This window comes from Symmachiella dynata (genome assembly GCF_007747995.1).
Taxonomy (GTDB): Bacteria; Planctomycetota; Planctomycetia; order Planctomycetales; family Planctomycetaceae; genus Symmachiella; species Symmachiella dynata.
On the sequence record NZ_CP036276.1, the window covers coordinates 71,692 to 87,014 of the forward strand.

Below are 15,323 nucleotides of genomic sequence, written 5' to 3' on the forward strand. Positions count from 1 at the left end.
GGTGTCGGTATTCAGGCCCTCCGGCGCAGTGCCGGGGGTATTTACTTCTGCTGCGGCGTTCCCGGGATGTGGCGGGGGTGGGGATCGCCGGGTGGGGTGGCGCGTGTTAGGAATTCAAACAAGTCGGCCATTTCCTGTGGCTTGAGTTGAGACTCCAGGTTCTCTGGCATCATCGAGAGTTTGCTCACGATGCGTTCCTCAATCTGGTCGCGGGGGATGGTCTCCAGTTTGCCGCCTTGTACTTTGAGAACAATCCGCTGCGCGTTGTCCTCTACCACGAGACCTGTCACGACACGCCCTTTGGTCGTCACAATGATCGTGGCCCGATAGGCGGCGCCGATCACCAAACTGGGGTCAAACACATTAGAGAGTAACTGCTCATAAGAAGCCCGACCGTTGACGGTGATGTCCGGGCCCAGGTCGGCCCCTTTGCCGTGAATCGTGTGACATTGGCCGCACAATTTGTGAAACACTTGCTGCCCGGCAGCAGCGTCGCCGGGTGTTTTGCGGAGAAATGTTCGCATTTGGGCCAGTACCTTTTCGCGATTGGGATCACGCTTGGTCCGCACCGTGCCCCAGACCGACCGCACCGATTTGACCAAATCCTTATCTTTGCTGGCAAGCAGCTTGCGGACTTGGTTGACGTTGATTGCGTTGGCTGGGATTTTCTTTTCGTCGATAGCGGTGAGCAGCTTTTTGCTCCAGTGACCACGGTCGGTGAGTCGTTCAATCGCATCGGGTTGCAGATCCGGTTCTAAGCCGGGATACGCTGCCAGAATCACGTCCGCCACGCCGGGATCTTGCATTTGCCCCAATGTGGCGATGATCGCAGCGCGAAACTTTTGCGCATGCTGTTCGGGATCGGTCAAGATTCCCTGTACAGTCGGCAGGATTGTCTTGTCGTTTTGCGAGGCAAGGACCTCCAACGCGCGGATACGTTCCGGCGTGGGTTGTTCGGCCGATTCAAAGAGTTGGCGGCAAATATCCAGCGATGCCTTATCACCCCAGGACGCAGCCAAAATGACGGTATCAGCCTGCGGCGGCATTGCGTCGCCAGTGAGCAACGATTGCACCTGGGGTTCCAATATCGTGCGGAGTCGCGACAAGCGGTCGCCGGCCAATTCCCCGGTTTGAATCCGCTTGGCCAGCACAATCAAAGAATCATTGGGCGCGGCTTGGTCGCCGTCGGCAGCGATCAGGGTGCTATAGATCTGTGCCGCCGATTCCGGGCCTCCTTGTTCGACGGCCAGCAGGCGATCCAATAGCCGCGGCAACAAGGCCATGATGTTTCGATCTTGCTGGAAATCACGCTGCGTCAGCAACTCAATAAATTGCTGCGGATGTTCATCCAATCGGGGATGCAGGTTTTGCCAAACGATGTGTGGAATCAGTTGATCGTTGTCGCAATGCGATAGCACGTCCAACAGTACCGGCATCGTGTCGAGGTCGTCGATCTTCGGGGCGGCGATGGCCACTTGGAGTTGGACATCGGGTGAGTCGTCGCTGGCCAGTGCTGCGATCCGTTGGTCGATTTCGTCCGACACGTCGCCATAGTTTCCAGCAGCACGCACGCCCCATGCGCAGAAGGTGGCATCATCGTGATCCAACAGCCGGCGGTGGAATGGTTCTTCCAACGCCCCAGTGCCAATCAAGGCCCACAACGCGTGCAAACGGGTTTTTCGGGGTGCGTCGTTGTTGAGGCAAAGCTCCTGCAGCTTGCGGTTGGTGGTTGCGTCGTTTCGTTCCGCCAATAGTCGTTGCGCTACGCCACGAAAATAATCATTCGGTCCGCTTAACCGCTCGATCAACTCATCTCCCGATTCGCTTGCCATGTCAAACGACTCGGCACGCGGGGTGTTGTTGTAACGAATGCGATATAATCTGCCTTTCAGGCGATCGACGCCCGGCGTGTCGCGGCGCGCGTCCTGATAGCAATGGTAGCGATCGTACCAGTCGAGGACATACAGGCAGCCGTCAGGCCCAGTTTTTTGTGCCACCGGCATGAACCAGACATCGTTGGCCGTGAGGAAATCGGGGCGCGGCGTGGCGAAATAGGTCGAGCCCTTCCGCTCCAGCACATCGACATTGAGACATCCGCCATGGATATTGCCCATGTACAAACGGTTGCGGTACTCCGGGGGATAGGCGTCGCTGTCGAAATAGTGAATCCCGCAGTAGGCCGCTTTTTGATGCTTGTGTTTGACAATCGATTGCAGTTTCCAAGTGAAGGGCGGATAAGGGCCTCCTTGGCGATGGTAGTAACCGGTCTCGGTCAGATGCCACAGGTGGTCGATCACACACGCGCTGATGAATGCGCTGCCTTCTTCATCCCAGGTAACGCCCCAGGGGTTGCTGGTCCCTTCGCAAAACAGTTCGAATTCGCGCGTCCGCGGATTGATGCGAAACAACGCACAGGTGAAGTCGAATTCCTTGCCGTTTTGCCGCACATGACAGTGATTGAAGACGCCATTCAGGCCGTACAAATAACCGTCGGGGCCCCAAGTGAGTGAGTTGGGCAATTCGTGCGTGTCGTCGCGACCAAAGCCGGTGACGACGACCTCTGTCGTATCGGCTTTCAAGTCGCCGTCGGTATCGCGGAGGAATAGAATATCGGGCGCATTCGCCACCCAAACGCCGCCGTATCCCACCGCAATGCCCGAGGGAATGTTCAGCCCGTCGGCAAAGACCGTTGTTTTGTCGACGCGGCCGTCGCCATCGGTATCCTCTAAGACTTTGATGCGGTCGCGGCCCTTGCCGGGGGATGACCGTGGGTATTCCACGCTTTCGGTGATCCAAATCCGGCCCCGCTCGTCGAACGTCATCGCCACAGGGTTGATGATATCCGGTTCGGACGCCACCAGTTCGACCGTGAAGCCCTCGGGAACCGTCATCTTGGCAATCGCCTCTTGCGGCGAGAGCGGTGGCCCGGGGGGCTTGTCCTGGCGACGCGGAATGATCGGCGGCGCAGCCACAAGGGGAATTGCCAGTTGAGTGAGCGCGACCAAAAACAGCAGTATCAACCTCACCGCGAGCATACGTTCACCTCAAAGATGTCTCATATTGTCTGTGTTGTCGTTTTTCAGTCGTCACGAATTGCTGAGGACCTCACTTGGTCACACTCTGCTATTCAGCCTGTTCGCGAACCGCACTCAATCCGCCGGCCAACGCTTTTTGGTAGATCCACAGGTCGCCGCCAAACGCGATCATTTGAAAGCCTTGTTTGATCAGTGCGGTGGCGTTGTCCACACCCTCAGCCATGAAGCCGCCGATCTTGCCATGTTTGTGGGCGGCTTCGAGAACCCGGCTCACGGCGGATTTGAATTGGGGGTGATCGAATTGCGCGGGAATTCCCAGTGAATTGGAAAGGTCGAAATGGCCGATCCACAAAACGTCGATGCCCGGTACGGCAGCGATCGCATCGGCATTCTCAACACCCGCCGCCGTTTCGATTTGCGCAATCAGTTGTTGTTGCGAATTGGCGCTGTTCATTTTTTCAACAATATCACCACCTTGGTAGTCGTCGTGGGCGACGCCAAATGCAGCTCCGCGACGACCGGCGGGGGGATACTTCGAGCTGCGGACAATCAATTCCGCCTGTTCGGCCGTTTCCACCATCGGCACCATGACTCCCATCGCGCCCATATCAAAGATCCGTGCGATGAAGTGATATTCCGTGACCGGTACGCGGACAATCGGGACTGTTCCGTCAGGTGTCGTCGCCATCAACATGCGGATTGACTCGACGCTCCAACCGGTGTGCTCCATATCAAAGACAATAAATTCCGCCCCGGCAGCGGCAGCAATGCGAGCGATTCCGGTTGAGTTGAATTCAAAGACAAACGTGCCGAGCGAATAGTCGCCGGTGGCTAATTTCCGTTTCACAGGGTTCTCTTGCATGATCTTCCCTTCATTCGGAACTCGCAGTCCCGATCTGTGTGAGTGATTGGCACGATGTGTTTTTGCCACCGGAGCGATGGCGAGGAGACGTTGCCATCGAGGAAAAAAATCTCGCTCAGAAATGTCATCTACGAATCTGGTGGCACAGGTCGCAATCCTCGATAATACCATCTAAATTATTGATCAAACACCGATGGATCACAAGCAGCAACTGCTGTGGGTCTCTTGGACTTTCCTGCTCGGTTACTCTTAGAGGTTACAGAAATGAACAAATGTGGAGCCTTGGTTCTTGCGACCATCCTAGTTTTCCTGGCTGTCACGGTGCCTGCTTCAGCGGCAGATGCCACCGGGCGTCCACGGGTGATAGTGACGACAGACGGTGAAGTGGACGATCGCTGCTCGATGAACCGCTTCTTGTTGTACGCCAATGATTGGGATATCCGCGGGTTAATTCATTCCAGTTCGAAACATCACTGGAAAGGCAATGCGCAAGACCCCGGCCACAGGTGGAATGACGTCTCTTGGTTGGACAAGCAACTCGCCGCTTATGAAGCAGTTTATCCCCAGCTCAAACAACACGCACCGGGCTATCCCACGGCTGATGAGCTACGGAGCCAAGTGTTTGTGGGCAATATCGAACTCGAAGGGGATATGCGCGAAGCGACACCGGGATCGAATCGTATTGTCGAAGTCCTGCTGGAAAAGGACCCCTCGCCCGTATGGCTGCAGGCCTGGGGAGGTGCCAATACAATTGCCCGCGCGCTGAAGACGATTGAAGAAAAGTATCCCAACCGCGTCGAAGAGGTTTCAGCCAAGGCCAAAATCTTCTTGATCACACATCAAGACAACACGTATGACACGTACATCCGCAAACAATGGCCGAACGTGGAAGTCTTGCTCAGCAATTACCCTTCCTTCGGCGCCATTGCCTATGGCTGGGGCAAACTTCTGCCGAAGGACGAAAAAAAATATTTCGGACGCGTTTGGATGCGAGAAAACCTTTTAAAAAAACATGGCCCATTGTTGGATCTGTACGAACACAAGGAACTCCGCTTTCGCTCCGAAGGAGATTCCCCCGCATTTTTGCATGTGATCAACACCGGTCTGCGTAGTGATGAGCATCCCACGTATGGCGGTTGGGGCGGCCGCTTCTATCAAGCCAAGCCGCATTTGTGGAGGTCCGTGGATGGCAAGCAACCGGGACCGCATTCGATCAGTCGTTGGGCAATCGATTTTCAAAACGATTGGGCTGCGCGGGCCGATTGGTGTGTGAAAGACTACGAACAAGCCAACCATCATCCGGTTGTCACCCTTCGGAACGAGCAGGATATCACAGCCTCACCGGGAGCGAACATCGTGCTCGAGGCAGAAGCCAGCGACCCCGATGGGAACACGCTGCAGTACCAGTGGTGGCCGTATCAGGAAGCGGGCACGTATCCGGAGTCGCTGACGATTGAAAATGCCGAGGCGCCGCGCGCGACGTTTCGCGTACCCGACGATGCCCAACCGGGGCAAACCATGCACCTGGTTTGCACGGTGAGCGACAACGGCACTCCGCCCTTGAAGAAGCATCGACGCGTGATTGTGACCTGCGGACCAGAATGAGGTGACATCCGCGGGATGTTGCGCCTTATGGGCTCACCGGTGTGGAGATCCGTGCCTTCCAGGCGGGGTAAACATCCGTTTTCAAATGCACCGGCCAATTGCCGTACCAGCCATAGCCAACGCGGCGTTCGAGTTTGACGTCGGCCAGGCGATAGACTTTGATGCCGTCGCGATTACAGAAAAAGGGCCGGTTGGTTTCGATTTCGTAGAAACGGGTCCAAATCGGTGGTGCTTGTGGGTCCTGGACTTCGATCCGATCGATCTTGGCGGTAAAGCCTTCAAAACGGACCGGCGTGATCGGAACGGTCTTGATTCGTAGCCCTTCGATTTTGGATGCTTCAAACCAAGCCATTGCACTCTCGACAGCTTCGATGACTTCCGGGGACGGGTGGGGCAATTCCATCAAAAACCGGACCACGCCTGTGCTTTCTTGGGGCGTGATCGATGGGAGTTCGTAAGTTCGTGCGCGGACGGGTGCGAATGTGACATGGTCGTGCTGCTGACACCAGGCAGTTTTACGGCCATTGACTTCAATCTGGCATTTCAAGGTCGCGTCGATTGCCTGTTCCAGCGAGCGGTCCAACCGAGCGCGCAGTGGGAGGTCTAGCCATGCAAAGTCCGCGCTGCCGTTGCGGATTTTTAGCAGCAACCTCATCACTCCCACCATCACGTCGTCATTGAAGGTGATGGCATCGACATCCTTGCCCCGCCACCCGCCGGTCGGCCGTTGTTCTCGGAGAAGATAGTCCAAACCCTTCACCGCTGCCTCGCGATAGCGCGGCAGTCCGGTGGCTTGATAGACCCGGGCTAGGTACTCGATTTGTGGGTACGTGTTGCGGTTGTCAAACGTACTGCGGCCGAGAGAGCCTTTGCGGATTTTGCGGATTTCCTCAACATCGATCTCGGCCAGCCAATCCAAGTTAGCGGGCCATCCGCCATCGGCGTTTTGATATCGCAACAGGTTTTCCGCGATATGCACGATTTGCTCGGGGCGATACCGTTGGTCATTCCGGCCACGACCATCCTTCATTTGCCAGTGGTGAATGCTGTCTCTGAACAGGGACAAATCGATCGGCTCGTAGGTCCCCTGAAGAGCCTGTTGCAGTTTGGTGTCGGCTTCGTCAGCCCGGCAGGCGACATGGTTCATGACCGTACCGACCACGCAGACTGCGAGTACAATCGCACTCTGTCGATACCCTTTGAAATCAGGCCACATGCCTCGTCTCCTTCGTTTTTTGCGTCAATCTTGTGGGCAATCGTCCGGTTTCAGAAATTTCCTGGGCGCGTTGTCCGGTAGGGATCGCACGCTGCGACCGCAAGCGGTCGGTTTGGGGATTTTGAGAGTCACGCCAGAATATCTGTGTTTGATCGGTGTTCAATCTGTGGCTAAAAAAATGGCCATCTTTGGTTGAGGATCCGCTGTATTGCAATCTTAGTCGGTTCGTGAAAGGCTCACTATGCCTGCGGAAAAATCGTCGAGGAACCCATGACGCTCTTTCCAGGCTTTGAGGCGGGTGGTTAAGATACTGTCGGTGTCCGGGCTTGCCGGAACTGCCGAAGGAATGCGACCCGGACGTCCGATTTCCATCAAAACAGACGAGAACAACATGCGCACCAGCCATCGAATTCTCGCCGCGATTTTTATTGGCGGCGGATTACTCTTTGCCACGATTTACGCGAGACAACAACCGATGCCTGAATCAAACAAACCGGAACCGACCCCTCAAACCGATGCCGTCGAACCGGCGGGTCCCGCTGCGACGGAAGTTGCGACTTTCGGCGCCGGCTGTTTTTGGTGTACCGAAGGGGTGTTTCTGCAATTGAAGGGGGTCCAGTCGGTGGTCTCCGGCTACACGGGCGGTCAGGTGCCCAATCCGACCTACGAGCAAATCTGCACCGGCAGAACTGGACATGCGGAGGTGGTGCAGATAACGTTCGACCCGTCCGTGGTCACGTTTGCCGATTTGCTAAAAGTCTTTTGGCAAACCCACGACCCGACAACGCTGAACCGTCAAGGCAACGATACCGGCACGCAATATCGTTCGGCAATTTTCTATCACAGCCCAGAGCAACAACAACAGGCGGAAGCGTACAAAAAACAGCTCGATGAATCGGGGGCATTTGCAAACCCGATCGTCACCGAAATCGTGGCTGCTCAGGAGTTTTTCCCGGCCGAGGATTATCATCAAAACTACTATGATCTCAACGAGCAACAGCCGTACTGCCAATTCGTAATCCGACCGAAGATCGAAAAACTCAAGAAAGAGTTTCAGGACAAATTGAAAACCAATTAGCAACAGGTTCCCTGTGGGGGATATCCAGGCTGCGGTCAATTCTGTTCCCTGTGGCCGATGCCCCCTGCACGATTCGTCCCGACATTCCCAACCTCGACCCGCTCTGATTTTTCTACCGTGCTGACTAGGAATGACTCAACGTTATGCAGAACCTCCGAACGATTTTCGCCGTCGCTTCGCTTCTATGGATTCCCACTGTCGCGATGGCGGATTCGGCCATCAAACCGTCTCCGCAATTACCCGCGACGATGCCGTGGGACTTGGAAGCGCTCAGTCAGCCGCCTAGCTTTGAATGGGTTGATGAGCAGAGTCCCGTGCGGTCGTTGTTTTATGCCGGTGAACCGTACGGCGGCCAACCGACGCGGGTCTTCGCTTCTTACGCCACACCCGGCACGCTGGCGGGCGATTCGTCGCTCGACAAAAACCTGCCCGCTGTGGTGTTGCTGCACGGTGGGGGTGGAACGGCGTTCAAAGAATGGGCGGAACTGTGGGCCAAGCGGGGTTATGCCGCGATCGCAATGGACTTAGCCGGGCATCGGCCGGTTGAAGGAAAAAATCCGCACGATGGTCGCAATCGCACACGTCTGGATGATGGCGGACCGAATCAAGGGGATGAAGAAAAGTTCGGCAGCATCGACAAGCCGGCCAAGGAGCAATGGCCTTACCATGCGGTTGCCAACGCGATCCGCGCGCATTCGTTGATTCGCAGCTTTTCCGGCGTTGATCCCCAGCGCACAGCTGTCACGGGAATCAGTTGGGGCGGATACCTGACCTGCATTGTGTCAGGCGTCGACAACCGCTTCAAAGCTGCTGTCCCCGTCTATGGCTGCGGATTTCTACAAGAGAACAGTGCCTGGGTCCCGCGTATGGCAAAGATGGAACCGAAGCAACGCGAGCGTTGGGTGCAACTCTGGGATCCTTCAAAATACTTGCCGGCCGTCTCGATGCCGATCCTGTTCGTCAACGGCACCAATGACTTCGCCTATCCGCTGGATAGCTACATGAAGAGTTTCGACGTCGTCCCCAGCCCCAAGCAATTGCGCGTCACCGTGAACATGCCGCACGGCCATCCCCCCGGTTGGGCTCCGCAGGAAATTGGTCTGTTTGTGGATCAGCACCTGCGCGGCGCCGATCCGCTCCCGAAGCTCGACATGCTGATGGTCAAAGACGGCCAAGCATCGCTCCGCTGGCAAGGCCCCAAAAAGATTACCAAGGCAGAGCTGCATTACACGACCGACACCGTGGAAATCAACAAGCGGAAGTGGAAATCGATTCCCGCGAAGATTGAAGGGCAACAGGTCGTGGCCACAGCTCCTCCGGAAAACGCGACGGTTTGGTTTTTCACAGTGCAGGATGAGCGCGGCGCCGTCGTCAGCAGTCGCGTGACTTTTTCGGGTGAGAGCCCGTAGGTTTGGTGTAATTGGCATGAGCAACAAATACGACGATGCGATGAAACGGCTAGAGGCGGGTTTTCTATTGAGGTCGTCGCGTCGAAGCAAAAAACGCGGCACTTGTCAAAGATACGATAGTGCTCTTCCGTTAACAGAACACGACTTGCTGCAATTAGAAACTATCCTTCCTGATCCGATTCCAGACGGTTATCGGCATTTCCTGCAATTTTATGGCGATGCCTGTTGGCGATCGAGGCAATGGAAATGCCTGCTCATTGATGAGCCGGACATCACCTTGAACGTGTCTTATTTTTTTGGAATTCGCGAGAATAGCTGTTATCCATTACGGCCTGAATATGAAAACAATGTTGTTCAGCACGATATGCTGCCACGGCTATTGCCAATTGCCCAGGGCGACGGAGGGACGTACTGTATTTCTTTGAGCGGTGATGACCGAGGACAAGTATTTAGTTGGCATACCGACGACGTCGGTCAAGAGGTGCTGGATGGTGAAACTGTCGTGATTTCAGACGGGACGTGTTTTGTAGCGTATTCGTTTGATGAATTCCTGCACCAGATTTACCTTATAGATTGACGCTACAACCCGTGCGGCTCGGATATGAGTATGAGTACGACGCCCAGGGTAATCGCACCGTCATTCATGAGAACGTCATGCAGATCGGCTCGCCCGTTTACTACGATCACGCTCAATGCGACTGAAGTTGCCAATTCTCCCGCAAAATCAGCAAAATCGCATCGGAAGAATGTGGCGGATTCGCCTTTATGGCTCGATCATTTCCCGGCAGGTTCGTATCATTGGAGTGTGGCTTTGGTCCCGAAGGGTAGTCGGGGTCTGCCCAGCAAATTCGGGTGCTGCCGGGATGACAGCCTGCTCCCGCAACCGGCAGCAGCAGTGATTAGCGATTCAAAAAGAGCGAAACACGTTCACGGGATACTCAATAGACCTTGATGGCCAGTAGGCAAGGGGAATGACGATGGGGACGGCTAAGTTGGTTCTGGACGGTCAGGAATACGAGCTTCCAGTGATTACGGGATCCGAGGGGGAGCGCGCGGTCGACATCACCAGTCTCAGGTCCGAAGCCGATATCATCACGCTGGATTCCGGGTATGGAAACACCGGTTCCTGTGAAAGCGCGATCACGTTCATTAACGGCGAAGAGGGAATTTTACGGTATCGCGGCTATCCCATCGAGCAGCTTGCCGAATCCGCCACCTTCCCCGAAATCAGCTACCTGCTGATCTACGGCGAGCTTCCCAACCAAGAACAATTGTCGAATTTCCGTCAACAATTGACCTTTCACAGCATGATCCACGAAGACATGAAAAAGTTCTTCGAGGGTTTTCGGCCGTCTGCGCACCCGATGGCGATTCTCTCAGCCATGGTCGCATCGATGTCGACCTATTACCCGGAACTTGACGAAGATGACGACATGAATGTCATTCGTCTGCTCGCCAAAGCCAAAACCATTGCCGCCTACGCCTATAAAAAATCGATCGGCCAACCGTTTATCTATCCCCGGGATGATTTGTCTTACTGCGCCAACTTTCTGCACATGATGTTTGCCATGCCGACGACGACCTACGATGTCCCGCCGGAATTGGCCAACGCCCTGAACATGCTGTTGATTCTGCATGCGGATCACGAACAGAATTGCAGTACCTCGACGGTGCGGATGGTCGCCAGCAGCCAGGCCAACTTTTTCGCCTCGATTTCCGCCGGCATCGGCGCCTTATCGGGACCGCTACATGGCGGGGCGAATCAAAAGGTGTTGGAAATGTTGGAGATGATTCAGCAAGATGGCGGCGACTATATGAAGTATGTCAATCTCGCCAAGGACAAGGACGATGAGTTTCGTCTGATGGGCTTTGGCCATCGTGTTTATAAGAACTTTGATCCCCGCGCGACGTTCCTCCGCAAGGCGGCCGACGATGTGATCAAAACGATGGGTATCAACGATCCGCTGCTGAATATTGCCAAGGGCCTGGAAGAGGTCGCTCTCAGTGACGAATATTTCATTGAGCGTAAGTTGTATCCCAACGTCGATTTCTACAGTGGCATTTTGTACCGCGCCATGGGAATCCCCCCGGCAATGTTCACAGTGATGTTTGCCCTGGGGCGTTTGCCGGGTTGGATTGCGCATTGGAAAGAACTGCGGCAAGATCCCGGCAGCCGCATCAATCGGCCGCGGCAAGTCTACACGGGACCCAACGAGCGCACCTACGTGCCGATGGACCAACGCTAACGGTCTGTGATCAAACCCATGGGACAGCCTTTTTGTCTGCAGCAAACTGGACTGGGGAGTTTCACCAAGCGATCGATCCTGCGCGAATTTTCCGGCAATAAAGGACAGACATGAAACTGAGAATCTTCGGCATCAATGAACGATCGATGTTGGAGTCGCTACCGAAAACCAAACTGTCGGCTGAATGGGTCGACGATGAGACACATCGTTGGATCGATATCGAAGATGCCACGGCCGACGAACTGAAAGAAGTCTTCGCGCCTTACAAGCTACCCGCATCCATTCTCACAGCTTGCCTCGCCTCGGAACGGACGGCGCGGTTTATTTCGCGGCGCGATGCATTTTATCTTGAAGTGCCGACACATCTCGGCTGGGACGTGTACCCCAAACCGTACGTTTCCATCCTGTACTTGCCGACAACCGTGATCAGTATCCATCGCGACGTCGTGCATTCCATCGAGGACGTGATCGATGACTTAAACGAGGAGGTGCAGTTGTTCGAACGAAGTGCATCGGCATTGCTGTATCATTTATTGACCTCCATCGGCAAGAAAAACTTGGATGCCGCTCTCGATGTCCGTTCAGAGGCCGAAGAACTGGCGATGGAACTCGACCGCGACCCTGAGCGGATCGATCCTCAGCAGATTGCCGAGATGCGGAGAAAGATCAGCCACCATGCGACAGTGCACGACGACCATACGTATTGCGCCGGCGTCTTGCGAACCGTGGAGTCGAAATCGTTACAATTCACCGGGACATCGAGACTATTCAGCGAACAATTGCATCTAGCAGAAATGTCCGGCCAAATGATCGCGGGCGCTCAATCTCGCGTCGCAGACTTGCAGGGCACCTACGACGCGACCGTTCAGCAAAAAGTAGAAAACCGCTTGCGGATGTTGACGCTGCTTTCGGCAATCTTCCTGCCATTGACGCTCATTTCGGGCATTTACGGCATGAATTTTACCGACTTGCCCGGCATGGGGATCCCGACCGGATATCTGATTGTCATCGGCATCATGCTGGCCACCGTGTTCGGAATGGGACTGTATCTGAAGCGCAATGGTTGGTTTGATTAACGGTCGCGCACAGAGGTAACACAGAGTTCCAGCGTAACTTTCAAAAATCCCAAACCGACCGCTTGCGGTCGCATTGTGCGCCCCCCACCGGACAACTTGTCGATGTAAATTCGGATAGGAAACAAATGGTTCCTAGTTGGAGGATGATCTGCCAATGCTAGTCAATCCGCAATGATCACCCCAAAACCTCCAGCACAGCAGCGCCCATTTGTTCCGTCGACAGACTATTGCCGCCAGCGGCGATGTCGGCCGTGCGGTGGCCGGCGTCTAGGACTGCTTCGACGGCTGCGTCGATTACGGCGGCTTCTTCCGTCAAACCCAGCGAATGGTGTAGTGCCATCGCGGCAGCCAAAATTGTGGCGAGCGGATTGGCGATGCCTTTGCCGGCGATGTCCGGTGCGGAGCCGTGAATCGGTTCGTACAACCCCGGTCCTGATTCGCCCAACGACGCCGATGGCAACATGCCCAACGAACCGGGCAGCATACTTCCTTCGTCGGTGAGAATGTCGCCAAACATATTGCCGGTGACGACCACATCAAAATCACGCGGCCGCGAAATGAGGTGCATGGCCATCGCATCGACCAACACGACGTCGTATTCGATGTCGGGAAATTCGTCAGCCATCACCTGCGCCGCCACGCGGCGCCACAGTCGTGAGACTTCCAGCACGTTGGCTTTGTCGACCGACGTCACGCGGCCGCTGCGCAGTTGGGCCGCTTTGGCGGCGAGCCGCACGATGCGGGCGACCTCTTCGGTGTTGTAGACCATCATGCTATAAGCTTCTTCGCCGCTGGCATGCGGCTTGACTCCCGAGTCGCCGAAATAAATGCCGCCGGTCAATTCGCGCAGGAAGAGAATATCGGTCCCTTCAATGATCTCGCGCTTCAGCGGCGAAGCATCGATGAGTTGTTTGTATGGTTTGATCGGTCGCAGATTGGCGAACAGTTTGAGTTCTTTGCGGAGCGACAACAGCCCCGCTTCGGGACGGGTTTTGGCGTTGGGGTCGTCCCACTTTGGACCGCCGACGGCCCCCAAAAGAATCGCATCGGCGTTGCGGCAAGCGGCGAGTGTTTCGTCGGGCAGCGGCGTGCCGTGGCTGTCGATGGCGTTTCCGCCCATGGGGCAACTGGTGAATTGAAACGAGTGCCCAAACCGTTTGGCGACGGCTTCTAAAACCAGTTGTCCTTGTTCGATGATCTCCGGTCCAATTCCATCGCCCGGCAACAACACAATATTTGCATCCACAGCCATTCAACCTTTCGCAAGCAATAATTTACATCACAACGTCTCATGAATCCCCCAATGTAACGCTGAGGAGGACGAAACGCCAGAATGCGGGCGTTGGGGTTGAAAGCGGGACCCACAGGTCCGGCTACGCGGATCGTTTTTGGGACGTTCTGTTGGCAGCGGGTTTCAACCAATGCGGGCCGGTGAGTTCGGCGGCGGTTTGGGCTTGGTCCAGGCGCAGGCTGTGTGGGAAGGTGTCGGCGCGGTCTTCAACCCGTTCGATATTCGCGCCGAGTTGCCGCAACTTCAGTTCCAGCCGCTCATAGCCACGATCCAAATGATAAATGCGGCGGATGGCTGAATCTCCCTGGGCGGACAGACCGGCGATGACCAGTGCCGCACTGGCGCGTAGGTCAGAGGCCATGACGGCGGCGCCGCTGAGTTGACCGGCGCCGCTAATGATGGCCGACGGACCTTCGCGGCGAATCACCGCGCCCATGCGGGCCAATTCGGCGGCATGCATGAAACGATCGGGAAAGACCTTGTCTGTGATCACGCTGATGCCCGGTGCGCAGGCGAGCAGCGACATCAGTTGCGCTTGCACATCGGTCGGGATGCCAGGGTAGGGCAGGGCGATGCAATCCGCAGCGTGCAGCTCTCCATCGGTTGTGATACGGAGACGGTTTTCGCCCACGTTGGCAATCTGCACACCGATTTCTGAAAGCTTTTCGAGCACCGCCGTTAAATGTTCGGAGCGTACGTTTCTCAGCTCGACATCACCGTTAGTTACGGCGGCGGCAATCATCAACGTGGCGGCTTCGATCCGGTCGGGAACGATGCGGTGTGTTGTGCCGGTCAGTTCCTCGACGCCATCGATTTCTAAAAACGGCGTTCCCAGCCCGGAGATACGGGCGCCCATATTGTTGAGATAATTCCCTAAGTCGACGACCTCCGGTTCGCACGCGGCTGATTCGATTGTTGTTTTTCCGCGGGCTAAGGCAGCGGCGACCATGATGTTGCAGGTACCGGTGACGGTGCTTCCAAATGGTCCGCCCAGATAAATCCGTGCGCCGCGCAGTCGATCGGCTTCAGCGATGACGTAACCCCGCTCAACTCGAATATCGGCGCCCAAAGCGGCAAGGCCTTTGAGATGCAGATCGATGGGACGGTCGCCGATGTTGCACCCCCCGGGCAGCGAGATGCATGCGCGGCCGCGGCGAGCCAACAAAGGTCCCAAAACGCAGACACTGGCCCGCATGGTGCGGACGAGTTCATAGTCGGCGGCATGGGGCTGGGCATCGACGACTTCGAGTCGCAAGTCACCACTCGCATCGCGATCGACCTGCATACCCAGCTCGGTGAGCAATTTGCACAGCGTGCGAACGTCGACCAGATCGGGGACATCTTGGAGCACCGACGGCCCGTTAGCGGCCAATGCAGCCGCCATGATCGGCAAGGCTGCGTTCTTAGCGCCGTTGACCGTGACGGTTCCCGCCAGCGGCGTTCCACCGCGTATCACAAACATGTCCATCCCTGGACCTCCTCGACCTATCTGGTCAAGACTTGTA

At 55.9% G+C, this 15,323-nt stretch carries 11 protein-coding genes; 6 read left to right on the forward strand and 5 right to left on the reverse strand.

Going from position 1 to position 15,323, the window contains the following annotated elements:
- Nucleotides 1-41 precede the first annotated feature (41 nt).
- Nucleotides 42-3,035 carry a PVC-type heme-binding CxxCH protein gene (locus tag Mal52_RS00240; protein WP_197534569.1) on the reverse strand — a complete coding sequence of 998 codons (2,994 nt, stop codon included), beginning with the start codon at nucleotides 3,033-3,035 and terminating at the stop codon, nucleotides 42-44.
- An 88-nt stretch (nucleotides 3,036-3,123) separates the two neighbouring features.
- Nucleotides 3,124-3,897, reverse strand: coding sequence for an HpcH/HpaI aldolase family protein (locus Mal52_RS00245; RefSeq protein ID WP_145373619.1), 774 nt, complete (start codon nucleotides 3,895-3,897; stop codon nucleotides 3,124-3,126).
- A 264-nt stretch (nucleotides 3,898-4,161) separates the two neighbouring features.
- Between Mal52_RS00245 and Mal52_RS00250 the strand changes: the two genes are divergently transcribed.
- Nucleotides 4,162-5,502 carry a DUF1593 domain-containing protein gene (locus Mal52_RS00250; RefSeq protein ID WP_145373620.1) on the forward strand — a complete coding sequence of 447 codons (1,341 nt, stop codon included), beginning with the start codon at nucleotides 4,162-4,164 and terminating at the stop codon, nucleotides 5,500-5,502.
- 25 nt (nucleotides 5,503-5,527) lie between these two features.
- Here the strand turns inward: Mal52_RS00250 and pelA are convergent, their stop codons facing one another.
- Nucleotides 5,528-6,718 carry a pectate lyase gene (gene pelA, locus Mal52_RS00255; protein ID WP_145373621.1) on the reverse strand — a complete coding sequence of 397 codons (1,191 nt, stop codon included), beginning with the start codon at nucleotides 6,716-6,718 and terminating at the stop codon, nucleotides 5,528-5,530.
- A gap of 391 nt (nucleotides 6,719-7,109) precedes the next feature.
- Between pelA and msrA the strand changes: the two genes are divergently transcribed.
- From msrA to Mal52_RS00280, 5 genes are all read left to right on the forward strand, one after another.
- Nucleotides 7,110-7,796, forward strand: coding sequence for a peptide-methionine (S)-S-oxide reductase MsrA (msrA, locus tag Mal52_RS00260; RefSeq protein WP_197534570.1), 687 nt, complete (start codon nucleotides 7,110-7,112; stop codon nucleotides 7,794-7,796).
- A 143-nt stretch (nucleotides 7,797-7,939) separates the two neighbouring features.
- The gene (locus Mal52_RS00265; protein ID WP_145373622.1) at nucleotides 7,940-9,205 is read left to right on the forward strand and encodes an alpha/beta hydrolase family protein; all 1,266 of its coding nucleotides are present in this window, start codon (nucleotides 7,940-7,942) and stop codon (nucleotides 9,203-9,205) included.
- Between the two features lie 16 nt (nucleotides 9,206-9,221).
- On the forward strand, nucleotides 9,222-9,782 hold the full coding sequence (locus Mal52_RS00270) for an SMI1/KNR4 family protein (RefSeq protein WP_145373623.1): 561 nt from the start codon (nucleotides 9,222-9,224) through the stop codon (nucleotides 9,780-9,782).
- A gap of 400 nt (nucleotides 9,783-10,182) precedes the next feature.
- Nucleotides 10,183-11,451, forward strand: a complete 1,269-nt coding sequence (locus Mal52_RS00275) for a citrate synthase (RefSeq protein ID WP_145380479.1) — start codon at nucleotides 10,183-10,185, stop codon at nucleotides 11,449-11,451.
- A 110-nt stretch (nucleotides 11,452-11,561) separates the two neighbouring features.
- A complete protein-coding gene (locus tag Mal52_RS00280; protein ID WP_145373624.1) occupies nucleotides 11,562-12,527 on the forward strand; it encodes a CorA family divalent cation transporter in 966 nt (321 codons plus the stop codon).
- A 175-nt stretch (nucleotides 12,528-12,702) separates the two neighbouring features.
- Here Mal52_RS00280 and leuB read toward each other — a convergent pair whose 3' ends face one another.
- Both leuB and murA read right to left on the reverse strand, forming a co-directional pair.
- Entirely contained in the window at nucleotides 12,703-13,773 is a 1,071-nt protein-coding gene (gene leuB / locus Mal52_RS00285) for a 3-isopropylmalate dehydrogenase (protein ID WP_145380480.1), read from the reverse strand.
- A 127-nt stretch (nucleotides 13,774-13,900) separates the two neighbouring features.
- A complete protein-coding gene (gene murA / locus Mal52_RS00290; RefSeq protein ID WP_145373625.1) occupies nucleotides 13,901-15,286 on the reverse strand; it encodes a UDP-N-acetylglucosamine 1-carboxyvinyltransferase in 1,386 nt (461 codons plus the stop codon).
- Nucleotides 15,287-15,323 lie beyond the last annotated feature (37 nt).

Coding starts and splice junctions, on each gene's coding strand:
- Mal52_RS00280 (WP_145373624.1), top strand. CDS start 11,562: ATGAAACTGAGAATCTTCGGCATCAATGAACGATCGATGTTGGAGTCG.
- msrA (WP_197534570.1), top strand. CDS start 7,110: ATGCGCACCAGCCATCGAATTCTCGCCGCGATTTTTATTGGCGGCGGA.
- pelA (WP_145373621.1), bottom strand. CDS start 6,718: ATGTGGCCTGATTTCAAAGGGTATCGACAGAGTGCGATTGTACTCGCA.
- murA (WP_145373625.1), bottom strand. CDS start 15,286: ATGGACATGTTTGTGATACGCGGTGGAACGCCGCTGGCGGGAACCGTC.
- Mal52_RS00270 (WP_145373623.1), top strand. CDS start 9,222: ATGAGCAACAAATACGACGATGCGATGAAACGGCTAGAGGCGGGTTTT.
- Mal52_RS00240 (WP_197534569.1), bottom strand. CDS start 3,035: ATGCTCGCGGTGAGGTTGATACTGCTGTTTTTGGTCGCGCTCACTCAA.
- Mal52_RS00245 (WP_145373619.1), bottom strand. CDS start 3,897: ATGCAAGAGAACCCTGTGAAACGGAAATTAGCCACCGGCGACTATTCG.
- Mal52_RS00265 (WP_145373622.1), top strand. CDS start 7,940: ATGCAGAACCTCCGAACGATTTTCGCCGTCGCTTCGCTTCTATGGATT.
- Mal52_RS00250 (WP_145373620.1), top strand. CDS start 4,162: ATGAACAAATGTGGAGCCTTGGTTCTTGCGACCATCCTAGTTTTCCTG.
- Mal52_RS00275 (WP_145380479.1), top strand. CDS start 10,183: ATGGGGACGGCTAAGTTGGTTCTGGACGGTCAGGAATACGAGCTTCCA.